The sequence below is a fragment of the Luteimonas salinilitoris genome (genome assembly GCF_041300785.1).
GTDB classification, from domain to species: Bacteria; Pseudomonadota; Gammaproteobacteria; order Xanthomonadales; family Xanthomonadaceae; genus Luteimonas; species Luteimonas salinilitoris.
This window is the reverse complement of sequence record NZ_JBFWIB010000006.1, coordinates 88,834-115,426: the sequence shown is the minus strand read 5'-3', so window position 1 is coordinate 115,426 and position 26,593 is coordinate 88,834. Positions and strand designations below refer to the sequence as shown.

Genomic DNA, 26,593 nt, shown 5'->3' with positions numbered 1-26,593 from the left:
AGCGGTGCCCGAAGGACCGAGTCGCGGGGACGAGATTCAAGGCAGTTTTCGGGTGCTGCTCACGCTCGAACCGGAGGAGCGTGCGGCGCGCATCGCGGCGCTCGACAGGTCCGATCCGGAACTGGCCGGGGAAGTCAGGCAGTTGTTCGATCACGCTGAACGGGCAGGCGAGGCGTTCGAGGGCCGGCTTCGCGCCGCTGCGGCGGCATCGTTTCATGCGTTGGTCGACCGGCCCGACGTCCATCTGCCGTCCGGCCTGCGAGTGGGCGCATGGCGGTTGCTCGAGCCCGTCGGTACGGGCGGCATGGGAACCGTCTACCTGGCCGAACGCGCCGACGGAGCGTTCGAGATGCGAGCGGCCGTGAAGATGGTCCGGATCGAAGGTCCGCGCCTGGAAGAGCGGCTCGCTGCCGAACGGCAGATGCTGGCGCGTCTGGATCATCCTGGAATCGCGCGACTGCTGGACGGCGGGACCAGCGAAGGAGGCCAAGCCTACCTGGTCATGGAATGGGTGCCGGGCGTCGACCTGGAACACGCGCGGCCCGCCGACGCCGGCACCGCCCTGGACATGTTCCTGCAGGTCGCCGATGCCGTCGCGCATGCGCATCAGCGGCTGATCGTGCACGGCGATATCAAGCCGTCCAATGTCCGCGTCATGGACGATGGTCGCGCGCGCCTTGTGGATTTCGGCGTTGCCCGTCTGCTGGAAAGGGATGCGGCCGGAGTCGTTTACGGCGTGACGCCGGCTTTCGCCGCGCCAGAACAACTTTCGGGCGGACCCGCGACCACCCAGACCGATATCTGGGCATTGGGCGGCTTGCTGAACTGGCTCGTCACCGGCAAGCGACCTGAGTCCGCCGGTTCCATCAAGGCCGGCGACATGAAGCTGCCTCGTGCCCGGGAACTGCTTGCCATTATCGGCCGTGCCATGGCCGCGGATCCCGCCGCGCGCTACCCGACGGTGGATGCGCTGCGGGAAGACGTGCGACTGCTGCGGGAGCGCCGGCCGGTGAAGACGGTGCGCACGAGCGTTCTGCGTTACCTATGGCTTTGGATGCAACGTCATCGCCTGGCGGCAACGCTCGGCTTCCTGTGCCTGTTCAGTGCAGTCATCGGTGTGCTTGCGGTGGCATGGCAGGCGCGCGTCGCGATGGCGGAACGAGACGCCGCGCGTTTCGAATACCGGCGATACGAGACCATGCGCGACCACCTTGCCGGGTTGTTCGCACAAGTGGCTGCGGACGTCGACGTCGAACAGTTGACGGCGCGCGAACTGTTGGACGAGAGCGCAAGGAGATTGACGTCGGCGTCGGCCAGCGTGGAGAACGAAGCGGAAATGCGGATCGTGCTGGCGGAGCTCTATATCGCCTTGCAGGACTTTGCATCCGCCAAGCCGCTCCTCGAGAGCATACCCCTCGACGACGAGGCAAGTCTTTCGCCGATCCTGCGTGGACGGGCCTACTACGGCCTGGCCGGCGTACTGCATCGGCTCGGGGACAATGGCAAGGCGCTCGCCTACATCGACGAGGCCCTGCACGTGTTCGAATCCTTGCCGGGGGATCACCGGCGGCGCCGTTCCGAAGCACGCCAGATACGCGGCCGGATCCTGCGTTCTCTGGGCCGCTGGCCCGAGGCCATCGCCGAGTTGGAAGCGGGCGTGGCGCTCGCGCGAGGCACGGACGGACCGAGCCGAACGCTTGCCGACGCCGAAAACAGCCTGGCCGCCACACTGCTCTACGGCGGGCGCCTGCAGGACGCGAAAATCCACTTTCGTCGCGCGCTCGATACCTTCCGCGCGGTTGGCGCCGGAGATTCCTCCGATGCCCTGACGGTCATGGGAAATCTGGCCGGCGCGCTGCACATGCAGGGCCTTCTCGGCGAGGCGGAGACGCTCTATGAGGAAGCGATCGCAACCCGCAGGCTTCGTTTCGGCGATTCCGGCGCCATGGGCGCGCTGCACACCGGATACGGGTCGCTCTTGCTGCTGCGCAACCGGATGCGCGAGGCGCGTGATCACCTGCAGCGCGGCCTGGCGTTGCAGGCGCGCTATGCCGGCAAGTCCAGCCCGGCGTACGCGATGTCGTTGATGCGGCTCGGGAGCCTGGAGCTGTCGCAAGGAAATCTTTCAGGGGCCGACGAGCACTTGTCCGAGTCGGAGTCGACACTGTCCAAGGCGCTAGGGGCGGACCATCTGCTCACCCTGCGTGCGCGTGCGGAACGCGTATTCGTCCTGCGGCACCGCGACCCGGAGCGAGCGGTCGCCGCGTTCGCGGAGATCATAGGGGCGTTCGAGTCCAAGGGTGCGCTGGCCGACAACCATCTGGCGGATGCGCTGTGCGAGCAGGCGACCCTGTACCTGGATCTCGGCCGACCTCGCCCGGCTTCGACCGCGGCTCGGCGCTGCCTCGCCATGCGGGCTGCGGCGCTGCCGCAAGCCGCCTGGCAGCGGGCCGAGGCGAAAGCGATCGTCGGGGCCTGCGAGCTCGCCGCCGGCGATCCTGCTGCGGCATCGCGCCTGGAAGGCGCTGCGGCAAGGCTGTCCGGCCTTCTCGCCGAAGAGCACCCCCGGGTGCAGTGGCTTCTTGCAAGGCTCCGTCCGCGCACGGTGCGGACTTCCGGGCCAAATTCCGCTTACTAAGGGTAGCGGGCGTGTCCATTGCATTCGGCCCGGCCGGATGACGGGACGTTCATGGGCGCACGACCGCGATCGTTGGACGACATGGCACATGCGCCCTTGACCCATACGCCTTAGGAAGTGAGATATGAAGAAGATGTTTAGGATCTCCGGAATCAGTGCGGCCATCGTGCTTCTGGCGTCATGTCAGGGCTCGCCTGTTGGCAACATGATGAGATCCGAGAGGAGCATGACGCTGAGTGACGTCATGCAAGGCTGGGTCGGAAAAAATGAGGCTGACTTGGTAGCAGACTTGGGGGCTCCGTTCTCGTCTTATCAAAATAGGGACGGATCCGTTGTCATCACTTGGAAAGAGATTACAAAGCTCTACAACCGGACCACGCAGCTTTACGATTTCGCGCATTGTGAGAAAACATTCCTGATCGATCCATCTGGTGTCGTGTCCAAGTGGAAGTACAAGAATTGCCGCTCCACCGTGCGCGGAACCGTGCTCGCAAGCACGCCGATTCCACGGCCATCCCTTTAGTGCCTTGTAAAGGAAATTGGCTTCCGTCGACGATGCGGACCGGCAATGCGCCCGGAGAGTTCGGGTCGACCCTGGCTCCATGCTGCTTGCCATGGGGTGTGTCGATGGAAGCCGGTCGACGTGCAGGCGCGCCTGAAAGCCACCGAAATTGAGGACAGACAGGAGCTCCCAATGGTCCGACAGACCATCGCCGTTTCATGCATCGCCCTACTCCTGGCAGCCGGTTGCAGCGAAGAGCGGCCCGCCGACCCCGCAGCCGAAACAACGGCGCAGGAGACGCCGACCGAGGAAGCCGAGCCTGCGGAATCTTCCGCGGAAGAGCCGGACGATGCGACTCTAGAAATCCGGCAAGCAGACGCCTCCCTGGCCGAAAGCCGGTTCGACACGAGTCGAGTGCCGGTGACCGATCACGATCTCGGTACATTTCCATTCCTGGCATTTCCGTCAGGATACGAACCGGTAAACCGTCCGCACAATCGCGCTTATGCGCGCTTTCCGTACTGGTTGGGGGATGGCGTCCGTTGGGTGGAAGGCAGGACATACTCCACCGCTATCGGCACCAAGCGCGGCAAGACCTACTCGGAACTCGAGCTGCGCCGCAACATGGAGAAACTGCTGGAAGCGGTCGGTGGCGTCGAGATATTCGAAGGCACCGTGGGTCGTACGGTGTACTACGAGAACCCGTACGAGGACGAGATCGGTGGCGGCTTCATCGATGCGGTCAACGGCTATACCGATGACGATGCCGAGGTGACCGTGCATCTGATCCGGCAGACCGACCGTGAGGTCTGGGTGCAGCTGGCCACAGACAGCCTGAGCGCCGGTTACGTGTTGACCGAAACCAGGCCGTTCGAGGCCACCGCGAAGTGGGGCGACGAGTTCCCCCATTTCACCGCGCCGGACGGATACGAGGTGCGGACGCAACAGCGCGATTTCGACCGTTTCCCATTCTGGGCAGGCGATCGTTGGGAGTGGGTTGAGGGCAGGACGCTCGATGCGCGCGTCACGCACAAGGATGGCAATCGCTATTCGATGCACGAGCTACAACGCAATCTGGATGCCGCGATCGAGCAGGTCGGCGGCACCAAGGTATTCGAGGGCACCATCCCGGAGGGTTCGTTGCAGGATATCGACGAGGAGATCTTCAGAACGTACAGCGACGGCGCCGGATTCCGATGGAACAAGCCGATCACGATCTACAAGGTGGAGCGCGACGGCAAGGAAGCCTGGATTCACTCGCGGCTGGAATATCTCAGCGGCGGCTGGGTCATCGCCGAACGCGAAGGATTCGAGCAGACGGCTGGACTGATCGAAGCCGATCGACTCAAGCAACAACTCGATACCGACGGCAAAGTCGCCCTGCAAGTCCATTTCGCGACCGACAAGGCCGATATCCTGCCGGAGTCGCAACCGCAGATCGAGCAGGTTCTGAAGCTGCTGCAGGACGACCCCGACCTGAAGCTGTCGATCGACGGACATACCGACGACACGGGCAGCGTCGAGCACAACCAACGGCTATCCGAAGCGCGCGCCCGCTCGGTAGTCGCCGCGCTGACCGACCAAGGCATCGACGCCAATCGCTTGAAAGCCCGAGGCTTCGGGCAAGGCAAGCCGGTGGCCGACAACGACACTGAGGAAGGCAAGGCCGACAACCGCCGGGTTGAACTGGTACGACTGGATTAGCTGCGATCTCTCAGTAGGTTGTTCATCAAACCTTCGCTGAACCGATACGGCGATCACGGAATCGAACTGCACCAGCGAACGCGGTGCGGACATCCGCGCCGAGTTCCGCTTATTAAGTAGAGCCATGCTTGATGGCGGTTGCCCAGTTTGATCGGCGATCGAGTTCAATGCTTGATCGATGAGCTCGAGTATCAGAAAGGTTCGATCTGCAATCTGCGTTTTGACTTTAACTCGACAAAAGGAGTTTGCAATGAAGCCTATAGCGGTACTTTTAATCCTCATGCTTGGCATGAGTGACGTGAATGCGCAGAGCAACGATTGCACTGGCGATCAAATTCTGGACATCTACGTAGATGTCAGAGACAACGAAGTTCCGATGCTTGACGGCTTGAGTACTGAAGACAAGCAAAAAATATCCGTCATGTATCAGGGCATCATCGACGCGGTGGAGTCTCAACTCCTGCCGAGTACCAATGGCGAGGCGCCGGAACCTCGCATGCGAAACGATCTGAACCTAGTAAATATATCCACAAACGACACACTCACCGGGACGCTTGCAATACAAACGGATTTGATTCTATCGCTATTGCAGGCGGAAGATCGCGAAAACCTTATCGATACGCTGAAAGAGGCCGTTGCCGCTTTAAATGGAGAGTCGAGCATAACGTTCGGGGACCACCAGGACCACATGAATAGGGGGATTGTCGAAAATGCGCTGGAGTCGTATGGCTGTCCATCGGATCTCATGCAGGACTATGGAATATCTGGCTACACCCCTTAAGTTGGCAACGATGGGTTCTAAAGATAATCCAAAGGAGATAAGGAAATGAGAGCGATAGCGATTTTGACCCTGTGTCTGCCGCTGATGGCCACAGCCAATGCGCAAGAGGGGTGCGCTAGCAGCGGGGCCTTGCAGCGGTACGAGGATATAAGGGACAACCACATTTCTGCGATTGATGAGCTGGGCGACGCCGAAATCGAGCTCGCCAAGACAGCATACGGCGCGATTCAATCTGGCGTTATAAAGGAAATAGTTCGGCGCACAGGGGCCCATAAGTATGGGGTTAATATGCTGATGCCGATTCTTGGCAACGCAGGCAACATTTCGGACACCCTGTCGCCAGAGCCTGAAGTGCGGCTTGATGGTGCGCTCGGTATTCTCAACAACATCGCATGGAAGTTTATCCAGCCCCTAGGGATGGATGATCTTGCTAAAAGCATAGTGGATGGTCTTGGTGGGTTGGCCCCCGCTTCTCCGGGAGAGATGCAGGATCGATTGAATAGAATGCAGTTAGCTGAAACAATGAAGGGGCATGGCTGCTCGGAAGATACTTCAGGTTTGCCGGCATACCAGGATGAAGGTTTGGATCTTTATGGAATGGACTATGGCGCATGCGAGTATTTGGATTTTTCCTCTATGATTTCTCCGTTTGATTATGAAAAAGAAAGGAAGGGAAACGTAGGCGGAGGGGATTTTTGGTGCGATCAATCCGCGTTTAGCAGTGAGGATGGAAGAACCGTGTCGGATCAGGGTGGTGTAGAGGTACGTGCCTACCGTTACACTTCCGTTGAGGCTACAAAGGCTCATTTTGACGAGTTAAACGCCGCTTTGGGCGGTCCCAGCCTAGGTGCGATGGGCGCGCCTAATATTTTTTCAGAAGAATCAGTAGGATATACTGTTCACAACGAGTATGGCTCAGAAAAGGCAGAAGGATATATTGGGATTTATAGAGATCTAAATCTGCTGGTTAGAGTATCTGCAGTCGTCAGTGCAGATGATAAGCCGCTAATGAAACTTCCCCTGTCATCGGCGAGTCATTCAATCGCAAAGCAAGTGTTTCAGATCATGTGGGAGGCAAGGCAGAGCGAGTCGGAGAATTGACCTGTAAGCCACGGAAAACGTCCAGTTGTTGCGGACGTTCATGTCTTGATTTCAGGCGGGCTGAAGAAAGCGCGCACGGCGGTGGCATTGGCCACCGTCACCTCGACGTCCTCGCCGCGGTCGCGTGCGAGCTCCTCAACGAGACCGAACTGAACGCGACATCTTCATTGATGCCCCCGAGACCGCCAGCCATTCCCACGAAGGAACTCTCCATGACGACACCCACTCTGCCTTCCGCCATACGCATCGCCGCATCGGTCACGCTCGCATGCGCGATGGCTGCCTGCAACCCCGTTGACGACGAAGCAAAGGCCGCGCCCGAGGCCATCGACGAGTCGGCGACGTCCTCGGAAGCTGCGCCTGCGGAACCCGCTGGAACCGAAGGCGCGCCTGCACCGGCAGCCATGATCGACTCGCATGCCAAGCTCGCCGGGTTCGGCGGCAGCGTGCAGGCGGTGGCTGAAGCATGCGGCGGCTCCAGTGCCGACGAGCTGGCTGCCGCCAAACGGCAGCAGAAGGCCTTATTCATCCAGGGCGGCGGGAACGAGGCGGCGTTCGAAGCCGCGTTCGAAGCCGGCTACGACAAGACTCGCACGGAGATGGCCAACGCAACGCCCGCGGAGCGCGCGAAGGGGTGCGCCGAGATCCGGGAGATGTCCGAGGCCGCAGCCGCCATGCCGACATCGTAGCCGCCGGCTCGTGACCCGGGCTGCATTGAAACCGGCAACGGGCGTCCTGGCGTCCACCATGGCGGCGATGGATCCCATCGGCACTCGCAGCGGAAACGTGGCGCCGGACGGTCGTAGCGGAATGCCATTCGACAGCAATCTGCGCGTTCTCGACAAGGCGGCTTGATCATCGTGAAAACCAAACCGTTCGAGATCGCCGCGGCGTTGTTGCCGGCCGGTCCTTGTCTGATTCCCAACCCATCCCCGATCATGCCAACCCTCTTCAAGCTTCTGCCTGCCGTCGTTCTCGTGTTCTCGCTTGCCGCCTGCGACAGTGGCGGAGACGGCGATGGCGATATCGACGACGGCGAAATCGATGTCGAAATCGACTGTGAGGCCTATCCCGGTTTTCCCGGCTGCGGTTCGAAATTGCGTCCCGGCTTTGCCAAGTTCAGTTTGGGCGCCGCCGAAGCCGTGCGCTGGGCGGGTAACGATGGCTGCATGCAGCTCGACTTTCGAACGGGCAGGCACGGCGATGAAAACAAGCTGACGAAGGTCGAGGGAGAGGTCACGAACGGGTGCAACAATGAGGTCTCGCACTTCGAGTTCGTCTATCGGCAGTCGTCACGCACGCCAGGAAAGAAGAGTTGGACGACCGCCTATCGGCCGCTCAACGAGGTTGCAGCCGCTGATTTGCTGGATTCCTGTACCCAGGAGACCCGGCCGGACCCGTCGGTTGCCGTGGGGCACTGGTGGGAAGCCAACAACACCTACGCCGAGAATCCGCTGTTGGGCATCATCGCCCCGGTCGCCTACGCCACGAAATTGATTCCATTCGATGACGACGGCTTTGAGCGGGTCGGCGAAGAAACCATCGACGGCGTGGAGACCGTTCACTTCCGAAACGAACGGGCCAGCGTCTGGCTGATCGCCGGAGATGATCGAGATCGCCCGGTGCGCGCCACGGACGACGATGGGTCCAGGGACATGCGCTTCACGGAGTGGGATGCCCCATTCGCCGCGCAGATTCCGGAGGAGTTGCGACGACTCGAGCAGATCTGCACGAGGAACTAGCGTCGGCGGTATTCCAATGGGTGCATTCTTGTCATGGACTGCAGATGCCAAGCCAATAGCGGGTACTACGGGCTCACGGACATCCAACAGACAAATCGGTCGCGAGTGAGCATGGCGATGCTGCCATGGGCAACGTGGCCAGCCAAAACCCTTTCGGGAGAAACAAGAGATGGACAACCGACCTTGCCAGTCGCTGCGGACCGGCCTGGCTTTGATGCTGCTGGTTGGGGCGCTTGTTGCCTGCGGCAAGCGCCAACAGACCGATGATGCGACCACCCAGAGCAACGAACCCGCGGAGCAGATCGGGCAGACCGTAGAGCCCGCAGCCGGACAGGAGCTGGAGCAGCCGGGGGACAGCAAAGCCGCCGCCGACAAGGGCGACACGCCAGTTGGCTTTGACCTGGACAGCATTCCGATCTCGACCGCTCCGTTGGGCGAGTTCCCATACTTCTCCGTTCCCGAGGGCTACAGAGAGGACTCGCGCAATGCAAGACGCCTGGATTTCGCGCAGGTGGCGTTCTGGACGGGCGACCGCTTCGAGACGGTCGAAGGCAAGGTGTATGCCACCGGGATCCGGGTGAAGTCCGACAGCGACAAGCAGTTCTCTGCCCTGGAAGTCGTCCGCAACCTCGAACATGTCGTCACTTCGGCCGGTGGCGTGCAAGTGGCCGATGGCCAGGTGCCGAGGGAGGCCCGCAAGGACAAGGCCATCGAGGCGCTGATGCGCGAATACCATACCGAGGCCAAGTGCTGGGCCCATGATCCCATGCAGACGTTTGTCCTGCGCCGCACGGACAGGACCATCTGGGTGCGGACCTGCAAGAGCCAACGTTTTGCGGGCCTGATCGTCGCCGAAACGCAACCCTTCGTGCCGACTTCGAAACTGCTGCCGGCCGAGACGCTCAAGCAGAAGCTTGAGGCCGATGGCAGGGTGGCGCTTCAGGTCAACTTCGCCACCGACAAGGCCGACATCCTGCCCGGGTCGCAGCCCCAGATCGCGCAGGTGCTGCAGTTGTTGCAGCAGGACCCGGCGTTGAAGCTTTCCGTCGATGGGCACACCGACGACACCGGCGGTGCCGCCCACAACCAGGCATTGTCCGAGGCCCGCGCGCGCGCGGTGGTGGCGGCGCTGGCCGCCGAGGGGATCGATCCGGCACGGTTGCAGGCGCAGGGTTTCGGCCAGGATGCGCCCGTGGCCGACAACGCGACCGAGCAGGGCCGGGCGCAGAACCGTCGCGTCGAACTCGTCCGCATCTGAGCCCGGCCGACTCCGCACCGGGCGCAGGCGCCGGTTCTGCCCCCGGCCGCCGGGGACCGCCGCCCGCGCACGCGGGCCGCTTTTTTCCAATCGCGTCGACAAGGAGTGCCCATGACCACAGCACCGATCATCCGCAAGATCCGCCCTCTCGCCGCCGTCTCGATCGCCATCGCCTTGGCCGCGTGCGCCGCGGATGCACCGGAGGCCGCCGCAACGCCGGCACCGGTCACGACAGATACCGCGGCTCCCGTCGACCTGGCGGAAGCGGCCGTACCGGAAACTGGCGCGTCGGCGACAGAAGCGGAAGCGGGCCCGGAAGGGCAGATGATGGAAACATGGGTCGTCGCCGCGCAGGCCGGCGGTGGCCTGCATGCGCTTGCCGAGGCCTGCGACGACTATTCCGCCGGCGAACTCGAAAAGATGAAAGCGGAGCAGAAGCAAGCCGTCGTGGACGCGGGCGGCGATCCGGAACAGTTCGAGACCGTATTCGCGTCGTCGTACGACCAGGCCAGGCAGAAGATCGTATCCGTGCCGAAGGCGGAGCTGGCCAAGGAATGCGCGTCGGCGCAGCAGATGAAAGCGATGGCAGAGAAGATGGAACAGCAGGGCCAGCCGTAAGCCGTCATGATCGCTCCCGGCGTCGCGCAGCCGGCGCCGGAGCGTCGTGCCCGCGCGGTCCGGGAGACACCTGTGCCGGACCGGTTTCCGGGTCGGAGAGACGGGTGATGCGATTGACCGACCGTCCGCATCGCGGCTCTTCGTCATCATGCTGGCAGCGGTTGTGGCTGCTCCGGCGCGGGGTCGGCTTGCGCAGCTGACGGCCGCCAGCCGATCGTGTCTTGGGGACGAACCTCCACGCGCAGTCGACGGATGTCGGCACCGTCACATCCACGTCTGGTCGGCACGGTTCGCAGCCCGGTGGATGCGCAGCTGCTTCCCGTGACGCCGGCTAGCCACCGCGATGGGATCAGGACAACCCATTGCCCCCGAGCAGCCTGTGCGCCGCGGTTTTCGCCAACAAAAGTTTAGTCCGGGCCAGGTAATGATCAAGTCCTGCACATCCGCCGCGGAGAGGCCGGGTGGGGCACTTGTTAACGTTTTTTTTCAGGAGTAAAGGGAAGGAATCCGTATCCGGATCTCCGTGATGCGGAATGCCTATTCAGGGAGGTGGAACATGATCGCCATCCAGAATTCAGGGGCCCGGTCCTGGGCTTGCAATGCGCTCGGTCTGGGAATCGTCCTCGCGCTGTCCTCGCCGGCCTACGCGCAGCAACCGGATCCGCCGCCAAGCACGGATGAAGCCGCCGACCCGACCGAGCTCGACACCATCGTCGTCACCGGCTCGCGTATCCGGCGGGCCGGCTTCGATACGCTGGAGCCGGCAACGGTCGTGTCGCGCGAATACATCGACGAGCGCGGTCTGACCAACGTCGCGGACGCGCTCAATGAAATCCCGGGCTTCGGCGTGGGCATCACGCCCGAGGGCGCCCAGTCGAGCTTCGGCGTCGGCGTCAATTTCGTGGACCGGTTCGGGCTCGGCAGCAATCGCACGCTGACCCTGGTCAACGGGCGCCGCTTCGTCTCCAGCAATCCTCCCAGCCTGTTCGGGCCGGCGGCGCCCGGGGTCCAGGTCGACCTGAACGTGGTTCCGACCGCGATGGTCGAGCGGGTCGAGAATCTCGCCATCGGCGGAGCGCCGACCTACGGCTCGGACGCCATCGCCGGCGTCGTCAACGTGATCCTGCGCAAGGACTACGAAGGCGTCGAATCGGGCCTCAGCTACGGAGTGACGGAGCAAGGCGACAACGAGCGCTACAACGCTTATGCGTTGTTCGGGCAGAACTTCGGCGACGGCCGTGGCAATGTCACCTTCTCGATGTCCTATGACAAGGTGCAGGGCGTCCTGCAGAAGGAGCGCGACTTCTTCGCCGAGGGCTATACCAACACAACCAACCCTTTGGCCGACGTCATCGACGCGGTGTTTCCGGGCCGGTCGGCCGCCACCGATGGGCGCTACAACCCCGATGTTCCCTACAACACCGGCAGCGGCGACGGAATTCCAAACGGCGTGCTGATCCGCAACCGCCGGATCTGGACCACGCCGTTCGGAGGGCTCATCTCTCCCGTGGATACGGGGCCGTTCCGGCCCGGTTCGGCCAATCTGATCCCGGGCGGATTCGGCCCCGATGGCGAAACGGTCCTGGCATTCGATACCGACGGCAACCTGGTGCCCTACGGTCCGGGTAGCACCTTCTCGCCGGTCGACGCCAGCGGCGGCGACGGGCTGAACCTGGTCGAGGCGGGGCAGATCACCGCCGACGTCGAGCGCAACACCTTCAATACCACCATGCGCTGGGGGCTGACCGACTATGTCGATGTGTTTCTCGAAGGTACCTTCTACTCCGCCGAGAGCACGGAATTATCCGATCAGTGGATGTACAACGCGCCGTTGTTCGGCGGTCTGAGCCAGATGATCCGGTTTCCCGGCGATCATCCGATGCTGACGCCGCAGGCGCGTGCCACTTTGGCGGAGCTGGGCGTGTCCGAGTTCAACCTCTCCAAGGCTTCCCGCGACCTGGTCACGAACAATGCCAGCAGCACCACCGACCTGAGCCGCGTGGTCGCGGGCCTCGAAGGCAGCTTCGAACTCGGCGAGCGGGTTTTCTACTGGGAAGGCTATGCCAACTATGGCCGGAGCGACTCGCGGTTCTTCGGCACGTCGCTCAATCAGCAGAAATTCATCAACGCCCTGAATGTCACGTTGGATGCGCAGGGGCAACCCGTGTGCTCACCGACGCCGATTCCGGGCCTGGCGATCCCGGGCGGCGGCACGCCGGTGGCCGATCCCAACTGCGTGCCGCTCGACATGTTCGGTGATGGCCGTCCCAGCGACGCAGCGCGCGGCTATGTGACCGAACGCACCGAGTCGCAGGCGTTGCTGGAGCAGCAAGTCTTCAACGTCAACCTGTCCAGCACCCTGCTCGATCTCTGGAGCGGACCGTTGCTCTACAACATCGGTTACGAATACCGCAAGGAAAGCGGCCTCTTCGATCCGGGCCCGTTCCTCGAGCAGGGGCTGGGACGGGGGGTGCCGATCACGCCGTTGAATGGCGAGTTCAACACCGACGAGTTCTTCGGCGAGTTCGTGCTGCCGCTGGTGAATCCGGACAGCGAATTGCCGGGGCTGAAAAAGCTCGAGGTCGTCGGCAAGTACCGAACCGTCGACAACACCATCAACGGCCGCGCCAATACCTACACGTACGGACTGCAATGGAAGCCGGTCGACGATCTGGAGATGCGCGGCAACTTCACCCGTTCCATTCGTGCGCCGGCCATCACCGAACTGTTCCTGCCGCAGGCGACTTCGTTCCAGTTCGTCACCAACGACCCTTGTGACTCGCGCTTCATCAACGGTGGCCCGAATCCGGAAGCGCGCCAGCGCAACTGCCAGGCTTTTCTCGACCACTACGGCCTGAGCTCCTTCACCTCGACCGCGGCAGGCGCTTCGATCCAGGGCATCTCCGGCGGAAATCCAGATCTCGACAACGAGGCCGCGGATTCGGTCACCTATGGTTTCACCTGGGCGCCGTCGTTCCTCGAGGGACTGACCGTTGCGGCCGACTACTACAAGATCGAGATCGAATCGGTGATTTCCAACCTGACGGCTACGCAGCTGGCATCCGCCTGCTTCGATAGCGACGATTTCAACACGACCGACGTGCCGAACGCCAATCCGTTCTGCAGCCAGATCACCCGCAATGCTCCGGGAAGCCCGGATCCGGGCCAGGCGACGACTTTCGTCAGCGGCTTCGTCAATGGCCGCTACTTCAACATGGAAGCCTACTCGGCCGAGATCCGCTATCGGTTCGATACCGACCGCTTCGGCCAGTTCAATGTCGGCCTGCTCGGTTACTTTCCGCAGGAGCTTACCGTCGACAATACCGGCACCAGTCCGGATCCGGCGGTGGACGAGATCGGCACCTCCAAGCGGCAGTACCAATTGCTCGGGCGCTGGGAGTACGGAAACGTCGGTCTCAATCTGTCTGCCAACTACCAGAGCAGTGCGGCGTTCAACGTTCTCGACACGGACGAAACGCGGGACATCCTGCGGGTGGACAGCTATTGGCTGTTAAATGCCGGCGCCAGCTACCGGTTCAGCGAGCGCGGAAAGCTGCGGCTTGCGATCAGCAACCTGCTCGACGAGGATCCGCCGTTCCCGGGATTCATTGCCGGTATCGGCAATTACGACATCCTCGGCCGGCGATACAACCTGGCCTTCGAGTGGAAGTTCTACTGACCCTGCCGGCGTAAACGCTCCATCCGAGGCCCCGCGGTACCGCGGGGCCTTTTTACTGCAGGCGTTCCATCGCAGTGGCGGATCCGATGCCGGGGCGCATGGTCGCGTGCTCCACGGCGCGATTCGCATTCAGCCGCATCTGGGAGTTCGACCGCTTCGCCCCTCCGCACGACGCCGGAGGTAGTATGGCGCGCAGGGGCAGGAGCAAGGGGTTGGCGTGGACGGGGAGGCAATTACCCAATTGCTGGCGCAGGCGCGCGCCGGCGAGTCGGCGCGGCTGTCGGCGGTGTTCGAATCGCTGTACCCGGAGTTGCGGCGGCTGGCGGCCTCGCGCCTGGCAGGTGGCGATCACACGGTCACGCCGACAGTGCTGGTGCACGAGCTGTACCTGCGTGCGACCACCGGCGAGCCGCTCTCGGTCACCGACCGCCATCACTTCTTCGCCGCGGCGGCCAAGGCGATGCGCTGGATCCTGGTCGACCATGCGCGCCGCAGGTACAGCGAAAAGCGCGGCGGCGGGCAGATCGCTGTGACCCTCACCGAAGGCCTGCCGATGGATGCCGCGTCCGAGCAGGTACTGGCGCTGCACGAGGGACTCGAGGCGCTCGGCGAGATCCACCAGCGGCAGCGGGAAGTCGTCGAGCTGCACTACTTCGCCGGACTCGAGTTCGCCGAGATCGCCGAACTGCTGGGAATCTCCACGCGCACCGCGCGCCGCGAATGGGAACGCGCCCGCGCGTTCCTGTACGCCATGCTCGACACGCCCTAGTGGATGCGCGGCAGAGGGTCGCCTGGCGCGAGGCGGACCGCATCCTGGACGGCCTGCTGGACCTGCCGCCGGAACGACGCGCGGCGGCCTTGGCGGCCACAACGCTCGACGCCGACGTGCGCGCGCTGGCGCAGCGTCTGCTGGCGGCGCATGACTGCCGCAGCGGCCCGCTCGAGGCGGCGCCGGCGCTCGAGCTGGCCCTCGCCGATGCCGGCGACGCGCTGAAGGACCGCCGCCTCGGTCGCTGGCGCCTGCTCGAGCAGATTGGCCGCGGCGGCATGGCCGTCGTCCATCGCGCCGTTTCGGCGGAAGCGCCGGTCGGGCAGCAGGCCGCGGTCAAGGTGCTCACCCTCGGCGCGCTGGCCGGCGGCGGCCGCGAGCGTTTCCTGCGCGAACAGCAGCTGCTTTCGCGCCTGCGGCATCCGGGCATCGTCCCGCTCTACGACGCCGGGGTCGCCGAGGACGGCACCCCCTGGCTGGCGATGGCGCTGATCGACGGCAAGCGCATCGATACCTGGTGCGAGCAGCGTCGACTCGAGATCGAGCAGCGCGTCGATCTGGCGTTGCACGTCGCCGATGCGCTCGCCCATGCACACCGCAGCCTGGTGATCCACCGCGACATCAAGCCGTCGAACGTGCTGGTCGACGACGACGGCCATGCGCAGCTGCTGGATTTCGGCATCGCCCGCCTCGATGACGAACAGGAAGCGGAGCGGACCGCGACCGCGCTGCGTGCGCTCACGCCCGAGTACGCCGCGCCGGAACAGTTCCTCGGCGCACCGCCGAGCACGGCGATGGACGTCTACGGCCTGGGCGCGCTGCTGTACCGGATCCTCACCGGCCAGTCGCCGCGGCCGCAGGGCCTGCACGGCATCGATACGCAAACGCTGCCTCCGTCGCGGGCGGTACAGCGCGATCCGGAATGGCCTTCGCCCACGCGGCGGCTGTGGGTACGGCGCCTGCGCGGCGACCTCGACACGGTCGTGATGAAGGCGCTGGCCAGGCAGCCCGAGCAGCGCTACGCCAGCGTCGAGGCCTTGGCGGAAGACCTGCGGCGCTGGCGCGGCCGGCATCCGGTCCGCGCGCGTCCGCAGAGCCGGCGCTATCGTGCGGGGCGGTTCGCGGCCCGGCACCGGCTGGGCGTGACCGCCGCCGCGTTGCTGGCGCTGACGCTGGCCGCAGGCATCGCCGGCACGCTGTGGCAGGCGCACCAGGCCCGGCAACAGGCGGCCCTGGCGCAGGCGGCGCAGCAACGCACCGCGCAGGCGCTGGCGCGCTCCAACGCGATCCGCGATTTCCTGTTCGAGCTGTTCCGCACCACCGCGCCGGGCAAGCCGCGCGAGCAGCTGCCGACCACCGCGGAACTGCTGACCGCGGCGGTCGAACAGCTGCCCGAGCGCTTCAGGAACGATCCCGAGACCGAGGCCGAATTTCTCGCCGCCATCGCCGAGGTCTACTACCAGCGCGACCTGCCTGAGCACGTCGAGTTGCGCCGCCGATTGCTGCAGCTGCGCACGCCGCAGCGGCTGCGGCAACCGGCGGCCTACGCAACGGCGCAGGCCGACCTGGCGCATAGCCTGGCCAGCGCCGATGCTTCCGACCAGGAAGAGTCGCAGCGGCTGTTCGCCGAGGCCATCGCGCAGTTGGAGCGCTCGGCGCCGGACTCGACGGAGCTCGCCCATGCCTATCGGCAGCGCACCACGCTGCACATGCATCGCGGGGACGGCGCCGCGCGGCTGGGCGACAGCGAGCGCGCCTGGGACATCCTGGCCGGCCGCGACGAGGTCAGCGAGCGGGAGCGGTTTTTCGCGGTCGCCGCCGTGGCCGCCGGCCACCACCAGGCGGGCGGCTATGCGAAGTCGCTGGGTTTCTACGACCAGGCCATCGATCTGGGCCGGCGCGTGTTCGGCCGGGAACACGTCCATCCCGCGACGCTCACCCTCAACCGTTCCGGCGCGCTGTCGCACCTTGGGCGTTTCGCCGAGGCCGAGGCCGGCCTGCTCGCCAGCCTCGCCGACTACGAACGGATCTTCGACAAGCCGCGCGGGTACATGCTGGCCGCCTGGCGCGAGCTGGAGCTCCTGCACTATCGGCAGGGGCGTTACGAACAGGCGCTGCAGGCACGCGACCAATGGGACCGGCTGTTGCACGAGGCCGAACCGGACAACCGCGAGGAGCAGGCCAAGAGCCGGCTGTGGCGGGCGCGCAACCTGGTCCGCCTGGGCCGGGTCGCCGAGGCCGAAGCGCTGCTGCGCGCCGCGACGCCGGTGTTGCAGGTCGACGGCGGATCGGGCGCCCGCAACCGGTTGATGGCGGCATCGAGCAGCCTGCGCCTCGCCTGTGATCGGGCACTGCCGACGGGGCTGCCGGAGATCCGCGAACAGGCGCTGGCGCTGGCGCGCGAGATGAACGGCCAGGACCTGGTCCACGCTGCCGAGGCCCATGCCGTGGTCGGGTACTGCGCCCTGCGCGACGGCGATCCGCGCCAGGCGCTGCTGCATCTGCAGCGCGCCGCGGCATTGCATGCCGCGCTTCCGCAAGGCGATGCCGCCGAGGTCGCCGAGCACCTGCTGTGGCGCGGCCAGGCGCTGACGGCACTGGGCGACGCCGGGCAGGCACGGGCGACCTGGGACCAGGCGCAGCACCTGCTGCAATCGGCCGACCTGCAGGCCCATCCGGTGAGTGCGCAATTGCGCCGCGCGATGCGCTGATCGAGCTGTGACACCGGCGTCGGTGCGAATTCGGGTGAGTCGTCGGCTCCGAACGGGACATTCCGCTCGCTGAAACCGCCGTGCGCGGCAGCCATGCCGAAACAGCCGCTGTCGCGATCGGCTGCGTCCCATGCCGAGGAAAACGGGCGATTCGGCAGGAATACCTCCAAAGGCCATCTGCCTGCCGCACACGCTCAAGCGGGGCGTGGCCATCGGCGCCCCCCAAATACGGATGTATGACCAGGAACGGATCGCGGGCAGACGTCGCCGCGACCGCGACAGGGGTTCGGCCGGCCGCTTCCGGCCTCATGCACACGGGAAGAAGACCATGAAAACGTCCTGCAATCGTCATCCGCTGTCCGCGGCGCTGATCCTGGGCCTTGGCCTGCTGGCGGGGCCGGCCTGGGCCGGGGACACCTGCGAAATGAACGACGGCGACCCCACCACCCATGAGGTGACCGGTGGCGCAACGGCGGCCGGCGGCTCGGCCTTCGCCTGCGGCGGCAACGCCGATGCCGCCGGCGATTCGTCGACCGCGATCGGCGACTTCAGCGACAGCCTGGGTCTCAGAAGCACGGCCGTCGGTGCTGTGAGCCGGGCCTACGGCGATTTCAGCACCGCGATCGGCGGCGGCGCCCGCGCCGAAACCCATGCGACCGCGCTGGGCGTCTCCAGCGTCGCCAGCGGCGACCACAGCGTTGCGCTGGGCGGATGGATGGACATCGACGGCGACGGGCTGCTCAGCCAGAACGAGGTGGCCCATGCCGCCGGTGAGAACGCGGTCGCGCTCGGCGCCGCCGCCCAGGCGCTGGACGTCAACGCCACCGCGCTCGGCACCCGGAGCGTGGCCAGCGGCCTACGCAGCACCGCGATCGGTTTCGGCAGCGAGGCCGGCGCCGTCGGCAGCACGGCCATGGGCTTCGAAAGCCTCGCCGACGCGGCGGGCGCCATCGCGGCGGGTGGCTGGCTCGACGAAAACGGCAACGGTATCGTGGACGCGCACGAGACGACCCACGCCGGGGGGAACGGCGCGAGCGCGTTCGGCGCCGCGGCGCAGGCGACAGGTTCGTTCAGCACCACGAGCGGCGCGTTCAGCCGTGCGGAGGGTGTTGCGTCCATGGCCGGCGGGTTGCGCAGCCATGCCGAGGGCGGGCGCAGCACCGCGATCGGCGTCGACAGCCACGCGCTCGGCATCAGCAGCACCGCGCTCGGCGATTCCAGCGCCGCCGAGGGCGATTTCAGCGTCGCGACCGGCCGTTCGGCGGTGGCGCAGGGCGAGTTCGGGGTGGCGGTCGGCTACGACAGCCTGGCCAGCGGCGGCGGCGCCACAGCGCTGGGTGCGTCGGGCTCGGCCACCGGTGGCGACGCCACCGCGGTCGGGTACTTCAGCGTCGCCGCCGGCAGCCAGGCCGCGGCGTTCGGTGCGATCAGCAATGCGTCGGGCATGCAAAGCACCGCGATCGGCGGCGTCGCCGTCGCCAGCGCCGACGTCTCCACCGCGCTCGGCCATACGAGCCGGGCGACTGGCTTCGGCAGCACGGCGCTGGGCAACAGCAGCCTGGCCACGGGTATCGGCAGCACCGCGCTGGGATACGGTTCGGTCGCCGACCGCAATGGCACGGTGTCGGTCGGCACAAGCGTCAGCCAGAGCCAGATCGTCAACGTCGCCGCCGGCACCGAGGGCACCGACGCGGTCAACCTCGACCAGCTGCAGTCGACGCTGGCCACGGCGAACGCCTACACCGACACCGCCGTCGCCACCGGCGGCACCGCCACCAATGCCTACACCGACAATCGCGAGGCGGCGATCCGCGGCGACGTGGCGGCCGGCGATGCCGCCACGCTGAGCGCGGCGGAAACCCACGCCGACGCGGGCGATGCGGCGACCCTGACGGCGGCCAACGCCTATACCGACACCCAGATCGCCGGGTTGGCCGGCTTCGACCCGGCCTCCATCAACGGACGGATGGAGGCGCTCGAGGATCGCTTCCTCGAGGTCGACGGTCGCCTGCATCGGCAGAATCGCCGCATCGACCGCCAGGGCGCGATGAGCTCGGCGATGCTCAACATGGCGATGAACGCCGCCGGCTCGCAGAGCCCGCGCGGTCGCATTGCGGTCGGCGCCGGCTTCCACGGCGGCGAGCAGGCGCTGTCGATCGGCTACGGCAAGCGCATCGGCCAGCGCGCCTCGTTCTCGCTGGGCGGCGCCTTCAGCGGCAGTGAGAAGTCGGGCGGCATCGGCTTCGGTGTGGACCTGTAATCCGGAATCCGTTCCGGAGACAGCGGATCGGGCGCCCAGCGCGATGCCGCGCAAGCGCGCCGCGCGAATCAGTCCGGCAGGCGGAAGAGCGCCCGTGCGGCGGCGGCGGTCGCGGCGGCGGTGACGGCGACGTCCTCGCCGCGATCGCGCGCCAAGCCCTCGACGATGTGCGGCAGGAAGGCGGGTTCGTTGCGGCGGTCCTTCGGCATCGGCCTGAGCGTGCGCGGCAGCAGGTAGGGCGCATCGGTCTCCACCATCAGCCGGTGCGCGGGGATGTTCGGCACCAGCTCGCGCAGGTGCGCGCCGCGACGCTCGTCGCACAGCCAGCCGGTGATGCCGATGTGCCAGTCCCGGTCCAGGTAGTCGAACAGTTCCTTGCGGGAGCCGGTGAAGCAGTGCACGACGGCCGCGCCGAGGCGGCCGTCGAACTCGCGCATGATCGCCATGAAATCGTCGTGCGCGTCGCGCTGGTGCAGGAACAGCGGCTTGCCGTTCTCGGCGGCGATCTGCAGCTGGCGTTCGAACGCCCTGCGCTGCGCCGGGCGCGGCGAGAAGTCGCGGAAGTAGTCGAGCCCGCATTCGCCGACCGCGACCACCTCCGGATGCGTATGCAGCGCGCGCAATTCGGCATCGCACTCGTCGGTGTATTCGGCGGCGTGGTGCGGGTGCACGCCGGCGGTGGCGGACAGGAAATCCGGGTGCGCCTGTGCCAGCGCGAGCGCCTTCGGCGAATGCTCGCGGCTGGCGCCGGTGATGACGATCCGGCCGACGCCGGCGGCGCGGGCGCGCTCCAGCACTGCATCGCGGTCGCGGTCGAAGCTGTCGTGGGTGAGGTTGGCGCCGATGTCGATCAGGGGCATGTGCAGGCAGTGAGCGGGGTTGCGACATTGTAGGAGCGCGCTCCTACACAATGGGGAGGATGGTACGTCCCGACTTCCCGATCGATGCGCTGCTGCCGGACGTGCGCGCCAGCCTCGCCGCGCATCCGCGCCTGGTGCTGGAGGCGCCGCCGGGCGCCGGCAAGACCACCCAGGTGCCGCTGGCGCTGCTCGACGCCGGCTGGCTGCAGGGCCGCCGCATCGTGATGCTGGAACCGCGCCGGGTCGCCGCGCGCGCGGCCGCCGGGTTCATGGCGCAGCAGCTGGGCGAGGCAGTGGGCGAGACCGTCGGCTACCGGATCCGCTTCGACAGCCGCATCTCCGCGCGCACCCGGATCGAGGTGGTCACCGAGGGCATCCTGACCCGCATGCTGCAGGACGATCCGCTGCTCGAAGGCGTCGGCGCGCTGCTGTTCGACGAGTTCCACGAGCGCCACCTGGCCGGCGACCTCGGCCTGGCGCTGGCGCTCGACGTGCAGGCGGGGCTGCGCGAGGACCTGCGCATCGTGGTCATGTCGGCCACTCTGGATGGCGAGCGCCTCGCCGGTTTTCTGGATGCGCCGCGCCTGTCCAGTGCCGGACGCAGCTTTCAGGTCGAGGTGTCGCACTTCCCCGCGCGCCGCGAGGAAGCCCCAGAACACCACGCCCGCCGCGCCGCCGAGCACGCGCTGCGCGAACACCCGGGCGACGTGCTGGTGTTCCTCCCCGGACGTCGCGAGATCGACCGGCTCGCGGCGATGCTCGAATCCCTGCGCTCCGGGCCCCGCTCCCGGACCATGCCGAAGCCCGGCATGCCGCCCATACCGGCAGCGATCGAGATCCTCGCCCTTCACGGCGACCTCCCCGTCGAACAGCAGGCGCGCGTGCTTCAGCCGCACGCCGACGGCGACCGCCGGGTGGTACTTGCCACCAACGTCGCCGAGTCCAGCGTCACCCTGCCCGGGGTGCGGGTGGTGATCGACTCGGGCCTGGCGCGCGAGCCGCGGCACGATCCCAACAGCGGCTTCTCGCGGCTCGACGTGGTGACGGTGGCACTGGCCTCCGCCGACCAGCGTGCCGGCCGCGCCGGCCGCGTCGCCGCCGGCTGGGCCTACCGGCTGTGGCCGCAGTCGCAGCGGCTCGAACCGCAGCGGCGGCCGGAGATCGCCCAGGTCGAACTGGCGTCGCTGGCGCTGGAACTGGCCGCCTGGGGCAGTGATGCGCTGCGGTTCCCCGATCCGCCGCCGGCGGGCGCGCTCGCCGCCGCGCGTGACCTGTTGCGCCGACTCGGCGCCCTGGAGGACGACCACCGCATCACCGCGGCCGGCCGGCGCATGCTCGCGCTCGGCACCCATCCGCGGATGGCGGCGATGCTGCTGGCGGCGGCCGGCGACGCGCAGCGCCCGCTGGCCTGCGATCTGGTCGCGCTGCTGGAAGCGCGCGATCCCCTGCGCGGGCGCTCCGATGCGCTGGCCGTGCGTTGGCAGGCATTGGCCGCCTTCCGCCACGGACGGGCCCCGGCCGACGCCCATCGCGGTGCGCTGGCGGCGATCGACGCCGCGGCCGCGCAGTGGCGCCGCCGCCTGCGCATCGCCGCACCGCCGCCCGCATCGGTGCCGGCGCATGCGCTCGGCGACCTGCTCGCGCATGCGTTCCCCGATCGCATCGCGCGCCAGCATCCGCAGGACCCGTATCGCTACCAGCTCGCCAACGGTCGCATGGCGCGGCTGTTCGACGACAGCGCGCTGTACGGCGAACCGTGGCTGGTCGCCAGCGAACTGCGCTTCGAGGCCAAGGACGCGCTGCTGCTGCGTGCCGCACCGGTCGACGAGACCGCGCTGCGCGCCGCATTCGCGCCGCGCTTTCGCGAACACGACGAGACGCGCTGGGACCCCGCGCGCCGCGCCCTGGTGGCCGAACGCGTGCGCCGCTTCGACGGCATCGTGCTCGACAGCCGGCCCGGTGCGCGCGTCGATCCGCAGCAGGCCGCGCGTGCATTGACCGACGTCGTACGCCAGCTCGGCCTCGACGCGCTGCCGTGGAGCGACGGCCTGCGGCAATGGCGCGAGCGCGGACGCTGCCTGCGCGAGTGGATGCCCGAACTCGACCTGCCGGACCTGTCCGACGAGGCGCTGCTGGCGACGCTCGACGACTGGCTGCTGCCGGCCTTCGCCGGCAAGACGCGCCTGGACGCGCTGGACGCGCCGGCGCTCGGCGAGGCGCTGCGCGCCGGCGTCGACTGGCACCTGCGCCGGCGGATCGACCTCCTGGCGCCGGAGCGGATCGCCGTGCCGTCGGGCATGCAGCGACGCATCGACTATGCGCACGGCGCCGCGCCGGTGCTGGCGGTCAAGCTGCAGGAGCTGTTCGGCCTGGCGGATACCCCGCGCATCGCCGACGGCCGGGTGCCGCTGACGCTGCACCTGCTGTCGCCGGCCGGGCGGCCGCTGCAGGTCACCCAGGACCTGCGCAGCTTCTGGGAACGGACCTGGCCGGAGGTGCGCGGAGAAATGAAGGGGCGTTACCCGAAGCATCCCTGGCCGGAGGATCCCTGGAACGCCGCGCCGACCCATCGCGCCCGGCCCAGGACATGACGGACCGCCGCATCGGTGCGGCGTCAGCCCGACAGGCCGGGCGATCACGTCGCCGCTACGGCGGCGCGTCGATACTTGCGGCAAGTGCGACCACCGCCACGAGGATTCCGCGATGAGCAAGCTCGACACCCTGCAGGGCAGGGCCCTGGAACTGGTTGGACATGTTGGCGACGGCGTCCGCTATGTCATTCCCGACAACGCAGGCAAGTGGCTGCAGGCCGGCGCCGTGCTTGGGGCGGCGCGTACCGGCGCGAAGACCGCGAGCCATGTGGTGCGGCGCAATCCGACATTGGCCGTGACGGCCGCGGTCGCCGTGGGTGCGGGCCTGGCGCTCTACGCGATCCTGCGCAGGCAACGGAAGGCGAACGGCCAGGCTGCCGGCGCGACGATCGAAGGCCGGTCCAAACGTGTCGATGCCGATCGCACCTCGCGTCCGCGCAAGGCCGCCAAGCGGCGTGCGTCGAGCGCGCGCAAGCGCACCGAGGGCGGCACCGAAACCGGAGGCTGATCGCCGAAGCGGGCCGTGGACGCTGCGTGCGGGCGTTTCCCGCGCCGTGGCCGCGGCTGCAGGGGCCTCCCTTCCCGTTCGCTCATGACCTCGTGCGCGCTTCCGGCAGTTCGACGACGAAGCGCGCGCCGCCGCCCTCGCGGTCCTCGTACCAGAGCCGGCCGCCGGCTTCGCCGATGATCTGCCGGGCCAGCGACAGGCCGAGACCGCTGGACATGTCGCCGGCCGCCGGCGGGCCGTCGTGCAGGCGCACGAACGGCTGGAACAGCTGGCGCTGCTCGGCAGCCGGGATTCCCGGGCCGCGATCCTCGACCAGCAGCCGCAGGAATCCGGGTCCGCCGCGGCGGCAGGCGATTTCGAGGTCGCTGCGCGGCGCGTATTTCATCGCGTTGGTGACCAGGTTCTCCGCGACCTGCCGCAGCACCAGCGCATCGACCGCCACCTGCATGTCCGACTGCGCGGGCATCACCTTCAGGTGACGCTCGCGCGCCTCGTACTGCAGCCCGTAGCGGTTCTCCAGCCAGCGCACGACCTCGGGCAGCGAGGCGACGCCCTCCTGCGGCGCGACCTGCCGCACCGTGCGCTGGGTCTCAAGATAGCGCCTGATGTAACCGAGCGCATCGTTGGCGCTTTCGTGGATGGTTTCCAGGTAGCGCGCAACGCGCTCCTCGCGCACGTTGCCGCTGCGCAGCATGTCGATCGCGAACAGCACGCTGCTGAGCGGGTTCTTGAGATCATGCGCGACCAGGTTGACCAGTTCCTGGCGTTCGCGCGCCACCCGCTCCAGATGATCGCGGGTGAGCTTGAGGCCGACGTGCGCCGCGACCCGTGCCAGCAGCTCCTCGGGCAGGAACGGCTTGGTGACGTAGTCGACCGCGCCGGCGTCGAAGGCGCGCAGCAGCTGTTCGCGATCGCGCGCAGCGGTCAGGCACACCACCGGCAGCCGCATCAGCGGCTCGCGCTGCTTGATCTCGGCGAGAACCGCGAAGCCGTCCATGCCGGGCATCAGCACGTCGAGCAGGATCAGGTCGGGCAGTTGCTCGGAGGCGATCCGCAGCGCTTCTTCGCCGTGGCCGGCGTTGAGCACCTCGTAGCCGTTGCGCGCGAGCAGGGCCCCCACCACCCGCAGGTTGGCCGGCTGGTCGTCCACGACGAGGATGCGCCCCGCAGTGGAGCGGCCTTTGACCATGTCGCATCGTTCTGAACGGGGGTGTTCGGGCAACTTAGCAGAAACGCAAACGCGCCACTTCACTGACGAGCACGCGGATTGCGCGGAAGTCCGGCCAGGCTGAAGGGTTCAGCGTCGCGAAGACCTAGTCGTCCAGTTCGCGCCAGTGCCCGGGCGCCAGCTCGCCCAGGCGCCATGGCCCGATCGCGACCCGCACCAGGCGCAGGGTCGGCAGTCCGACCGCCGCCGTCATGCGCCGGACCTGGCGATTGCGGCCCTCGCGCAGCACCAGTTCCAGCCAGGCGTCGGGTACCGTCTCGCGATGGCGCACCGGCGGGTCGCGCGGCCACAGTGCCGGTGTCGCGATCGTCCGCACCGCGGCCGGGCGCGTGCGCCCGTCGCGCAGCTCGACGCCGTCGCGCAGCGCCGCGAGTCGTCGCGCATCCGGCATGCCCTCCACCTGCGCCCAATAGGTCTTGGGCAGCTTGTGCCGCGGGTCGGTGATCCGGTGCGCCAGCGCGCCGTCGTCGCTCAACAGCAGCAGGCCTTCGCTGTCGCGGTCCAGGCGCCCGACGGGATAGACGCCGGGCGGCAGGCCGAAAGCGGCAAGCGTCGGCCGCGGCGGCGTACTGCGATCTGTGAACTGGCACAGCACGCCCCAGGGTTTGTTCAACGCGATCAGCATGGGTCCGGATACGGGAAGCGATGTCGACGCTGCCGTGGTGCGCGGCACCGCTGTGCCGGGTTCATCATTGTGAGTGCGCTCCCGGTTTTTGTCCGCAGAACTTGTTATTCATGACATGGCCGCAGGCAGGAGGGTAACCACCTTCCGGGCGGCAGACAGGATGCGGTGCGTATCCGGGGGAAGGGAAGCATGGTGACCATCGAGCTGAAGGTCGTCTCGGAACAACGCAATGGCCTGCTGCTGGCGCTGGGCGAGGTGCTGCTCGCCAACCAGTTCAAGCTGCTGCGCCATCGTCGCGCCAACACCGACCGCAACGTGGTGATGGTGCTGGTCGTGCAGGGGCCCGAAGCGCGTCTGTTGCCGCTGGAGGAACAGCTCGGCACGCACTGGATGGTGCGCAGCTTCGAGGCGGCGCCGTACGAACCCGGGGTGTCGACCTCGCCGCAGACGTTGGCCGAAGTCGTCGCGTCGATCGATCCCGCCCATGCCGATGCCCTGCCTGCGTCGTCCGCTCCGACCGCTGCGCCTGCCGCGCCCGCCGCGCAGTCGGCAGCGCCCGATCCGGCGCGCGTGGAGGTGCTGCTGCCGCAGCTGGCGCGCGACTATCCGCGCGTGTTCGGCCTGGTGCTGGGGTTCGAACGCAGCCTGGAGCCGGCGCAGCGCGCCACGACGATGCGCTACATCGGCACCCGCGTCGGCGCCTGGGTCTACAAGCGCGACTTCGCCCTGGGCGCCGCGCTCGACCTGTCGCGCTCGATCAGGCACGTCGCGCTGCCGGCGATGCGCCAGCTGCTGCCCACCGAGCCCGACGGCGATGCGCTGACCACCGGCGGCAGCCCGTTCTGCGTGGTCGCCGGCCATTCCGTGACCGCGCAGTGCCATTTCCTGTGCGGGTTCCTGGAAGGCCTGCTCAACGAATCCGGAAGGCTGCCGCGCGTGCGCGTGTCCGAGACCGCGTGCCGCGCCGGCGGCGCCGCTGGATGCCGCTTCGTGTTCGACGCCTGAGACCCGGCCGCCG

The 26,593-nt window shown here is 66.9% G+C and carries 19 protein-coding genes and 1 pseudogene; 16 read left to right on the top strand and 4 right to left on the bottom strand.

Annotated elements, in window-relative coordinates:
- Positions 1 to 4 precede the first annotated feature (4 nt).
- The 5 genes from AB5T46_RS11465 (at position 5) to AB5T46_RS11445 (ending at position 6,726) form a co-directional block, all read left to right on the top strand.
- A complete protein-coding gene (locus AB5T46_RS11465) occupies positions 5 to 2,638 on the top strand; it encodes a protein kinase domain-containing protein (RefSeq protein ID WP_370564087.1) in 2,634 nt (877 codons plus the stop codon).
- A 124-nt stretch (positions 2,639 to 2,762) separates the two neighbouring features.
- The gene (locus AB5T46_RS11460; RefSeq protein ID WP_370564086.1) at positions 2,763 to 3,161 is read left to right on the top strand and encodes a hypothetical protein; all 399 of its coding nucleotides are present in this window, start codon (positions 2,763 to 2,765) and stop codon (positions 3,159 to 3,161) included.
- A gap of 171 nt (positions 3,162 to 3,332) precedes the next feature.
- On the top strand, positions 3,333 to 4,844 hold the full coding sequence (locus tag AB5T46_RS11455) for an OmpA family protein (protein WP_370564085.1): 1,512 nt from the start codon (positions 3,333 to 3,335) through the stop codon (positions 4,842 to 4,844).
- Between the two features lie 250 nt (positions 4,845 to 5,094).
- On the top strand, positions 5,095 to 5,625 hold the full coding sequence (locus AB5T46_RS11450; RefSeq protein WP_370564084.1) for a hypothetical protein: 531 nt from the start codon (positions 5,095 to 5,097) through the stop codon (positions 5,623 to 5,625).
- Between the two features lie 45 nt (positions 5,626 to 5,670).
- Positions 5,671 to 6,726 carry a hypothetical protein gene (locus tag AB5T46_RS11445; RefSeq protein ID WP_370564083.1) on the top strand — a complete coding sequence of 352 codons (1,056 nt, stop codon included), beginning with the start codon at positions 5,671 to 5,673 and terminating at the stop codon, positions 6,724 to 6,726.
- A gap of 38 nt (positions 6,727 to 6,764) precedes the next feature.
- Here the strand turns inward: AB5T46_RS11445 and AB5T46_RS11440 are convergent.
- Positions 6,765 to 6,869: pseudogene (locus AB5T46_RS11440) on the bottom strand (TatD family hydrolase); the annotation flags it as partial.
- Positions 6,870 to 6,938: 69 nt separating this feature from the next.
- Here AB5T46_RS11440 and AB5T46_RS11435 point away from each other — a divergent pair.
- The 8 genes from AB5T46_RS11435 (at position 6,939) to AB5T46_RS11400 (ending at position 19,763) form a co-directional block, all read left to right on the top strand.
- Positions 6,939 to 7,415 (top strand): hypothetical protein, encoded by a 477-nt coding sequence (locus AB5T46_RS11435; RefSeq protein ID WP_370564082.1) that lies wholly within the window; start codon positions 6,939 to 6,941, stop codon positions 7,413 to 7,415.
- Positions 7,416 to 7,577: 162 nt separating this feature from the next.
- Entirely contained in the window at positions 7,578 to 8,468 is an 891-nt protein-coding gene (locus AB5T46_RS11430; RefSeq protein WP_370564081.1) for a LolA-like protein, read from the top strand.
- A gap of 169 nt (positions 8,469 to 8,637) precedes the next feature.
- Positions 8,638 to 9,726: an OmpA family protein gene (locus tag AB5T46_RS11425; RefSeq protein WP_370564080.1), complete on the top strand. Its 1,089-nt coding sequence runs from the start codon at positions 8,638 to 8,640 to the stop codon at positions 9,724 to 9,726.
- 111 nt (positions 9,727 to 9,837) lie between these two features.
- Complete coding sequence (locus AB5T46_RS11420) at positions 9,838 to 10,344, top strand: hypothetical protein (protein WP_370564079.1); 507 nt, start codon at positions 9,838 to 9,840, stop codon at positions 10,342 to 10,344.
- 556 nt (positions 10,345 to 10,900) lie between these two features.
- A complete protein-coding gene (locus tag AB5T46_RS11415) occupies positions 10,901 to 14,023 on the top strand; it encodes a TonB-dependent receptor domain-containing protein (RefSeq protein WP_370564078.1) in 3,123 nt (1,040 codons plus the stop codon).
- Between the two features lie 217 nt (positions 14,024 to 14,240).
- Positions 14,241 to 14,792, top strand: coding sequence for an ECF-type sigma factor (locus tag AB5T46_RS11410; RefSeq protein ID WP_370564077.1), 552 nt, complete (start codon positions 14,241 to 14,243; stop codon positions 14,790 to 14,792).
- Complete coding sequence (locus AB5T46_RS11405) at positions 14,792 to 17,503, top strand: serine/threonine-protein kinase (protein ID WP_370564076.1); 2,712 nt, start codon at positions 14,792 to 14,794, stop codon at positions 17,501 to 17,503. Before AB5T46_RS11410 ends, AB5T46_RS11405 begins: the two co-directional genes overlap by 1 nt.
- Before the next feature lie 328 nt (positions 17,504 to 17,831).
- Positions 17,832 to 19,763 carry a YadA-like family protein gene (locus tag AB5T46_RS11400; protein ID WP_370564075.1) on the top strand — a complete coding sequence of 644 codons (1,932 nt, stop codon included), beginning with the start codon at positions 17,832 to 17,834 and terminating at the stop codon, positions 19,761 to 19,763.
- A 68-nt stretch (positions 19,764 to 19,831) separates the two neighbouring features.
- Here AB5T46_RS11400 and AB5T46_RS11395 read toward each other — a convergent pair whose 3' ends face one another.
- The gene (locus tag AB5T46_RS11395; protein WP_370564074.1) at positions 19,832 to 20,623 is read right to left on the bottom strand and encodes a TatD family hydrolase; all 792 of its coding nucleotides are present in this window, start codon (positions 20,621 to 20,623) and stop codon (positions 19,832 to 19,834) included.
- 50 nt (positions 20,624 to 20,673) lie between these two features.
- Here AB5T46_RS11395 and hrpB point away from each other — a divergent pair, with 50 nt between their 5' ends.
- Positions 20,674 to 23,214: an ATP-dependent helicase HrpB gene (hrpB, locus tag AB5T46_RS11390; protein ID WP_370564073.1), complete on the top strand. Its 2,541-nt coding sequence runs from the start codon at positions 20,674 to 20,676 to the stop codon at positions 23,212 to 23,214.
- Between the two features lie 112 nt (positions 23,215 to 23,326).
- Entirely contained in the window at positions 23,327 to 23,722 is a 396-nt protein-coding gene (locus AB5T46_RS11385; protein WP_370564072.1) for a hypothetical protein, read from the top strand.
- A gap of 82 nt (positions 23,723 to 23,804) precedes the next feature.
- On the opposite strand, the gene AB5T46_RS11380 is transcribed toward AB5T46_RS11385, so the two are convergent.
- Positions 23,805 to 24,911, bottom strand: a complete 1,107-nt coding sequence (locus tag AB5T46_RS11380) for a hybrid sensor histidine kinase/response regulator (RefSeq protein ID WP_370564071.1) — start codon at positions 24,909 to 24,911, stop codon at positions 23,805 to 23,807.
- Positions 24,912 to 25,035: 124 nt separating this feature from the next.
- A complete protein-coding gene (locus AB5T46_RS11375; protein WP_370564070.1) occupies positions 25,036 to 25,575 on the bottom strand; it encodes a pseudouridine synthase in 540 nt (179 codons plus the stop codon).
- Positions 25,576 to 25,764: 189 nt separating this feature from the next.
- Here AB5T46_RS11375 and AB5T46_RS11370 point away from each other — a divergent pair, with 189 nt between their 5' ends.
- Entirely contained in the window at positions 25,765 to 26,580 is an 816-nt protein-coding gene (locus tag AB5T46_RS11370; RefSeq protein ID WP_370564069.1) for a hypothetical protein, read from the top strand.
- Positions 26,581 to 26,593: the final 13 nt, after the last annotated feature.

Excerpts from the sequence above, each read along its gene's own strand:
- AB5T46_RS11400 (WP_370564075.1), top strand. The coding sequence starts at position 17,832 with ATGAAAACGTCCTGCAATCGTCATCCGCTGTCCGCGGCGCTGATCCTG.
- AB5T46_RS11435 (WP_370564082.1), top strand. The coding sequence starts at position 6,939 with ATGACGACACCCACTCTGCCTTCCGCCATACGCATCGCCGCATCGGTC.
- AB5T46_RS11420 (WP_370564079.1), top strand. The coding sequence starts at position 9,838 with ATGACCACAGCACCGATCATCCGCAAGATCCGCCCTCTCGCCGCCGTC.
- AB5T46_RS11395 (WP_370564074.1), bottom strand. The coding sequence starts at position 20,623 with ATGCCCCTGATCGACATCGGCGCCAACCTCACCCACGACAGCTTCGAC.
- AB5T46_RS11425 (WP_370564080.1), top strand. The coding sequence starts at position 8,638 with ATGGACAACCGACCTTGCCAGTCGCTGCGGACCGGCCTGGCTTTGATG.
- AB5T46_RS11415 (WP_370564078.1), top strand. The coding sequence starts at position 10,901 with ATGATCGCCATCCAGAATTCAGGGGCCCGGTCCTGGGCTTGCAATGCG.
- AB5T46_RS11370 (WP_370564069.1), top strand. The coding sequence starts at position 25,765 with ATGGTGACCATCGAGCTGAAGGTCGTCTCGGAACAACGCAATGGCCTG.
- hrpB (WP_370564073.1), top strand. The coding sequence starts at position 20,674 with ATGGGGAGGATGGTACGTCCCGACTTCCCGATCGATGCGCTGCTGCCG.
- AB5T46_RS11380 (WP_370564071.1), bottom strand. The coding sequence starts at position 24,911 with ATGGTCAAAGGCCGCTCCACTGCGGGGCGCATCCTCGTCGTGGACGAC.
- AB5T46_RS11445 (WP_370564083.1), top strand. The coding sequence starts at position 5,671 with ATGAGAGCGATAGCGATTTTGACCCTGTGTCTGCCGCTGATGGCCACA.
- AB5T46_RS11385 (WP_370564072.1), top strand. The coding sequence starts at position 23,327 with ATGAGCAAGCTCGACACCCTGCAGGGCAGGGCCCTGGAACTGGTTGGA.
- AB5T46_RS11450 (WP_370564084.1), top strand. The coding sequence starts at position 5,095 with ATGAAGCCTATAGCGGTACTTTTAATCCTCATGCTTGGCATGAGTGAC.
- AB5T46_RS11375 (WP_370564070.1), bottom strand. The coding sequence starts at position 25,575 with ATGCTGATCGCGTTGAACAAACCCTGGGGCGTGCTGTGCCAGTTCACA.
- AB5T46_RS11455 (WP_370564085.1), top strand. The coding sequence starts at position 3,333 with ATGGTCCGACAGACCATCGCCGTTTCATGCATCGCCCTACTCCTGGCA.
- AB5T46_RS11460 (WP_370564086.1), top strand. The coding sequence starts at position 2,763 with ATGAAGAAGATGTTTAGGATCTCCGGAATCAGTGCGGCCATCGTGCTT.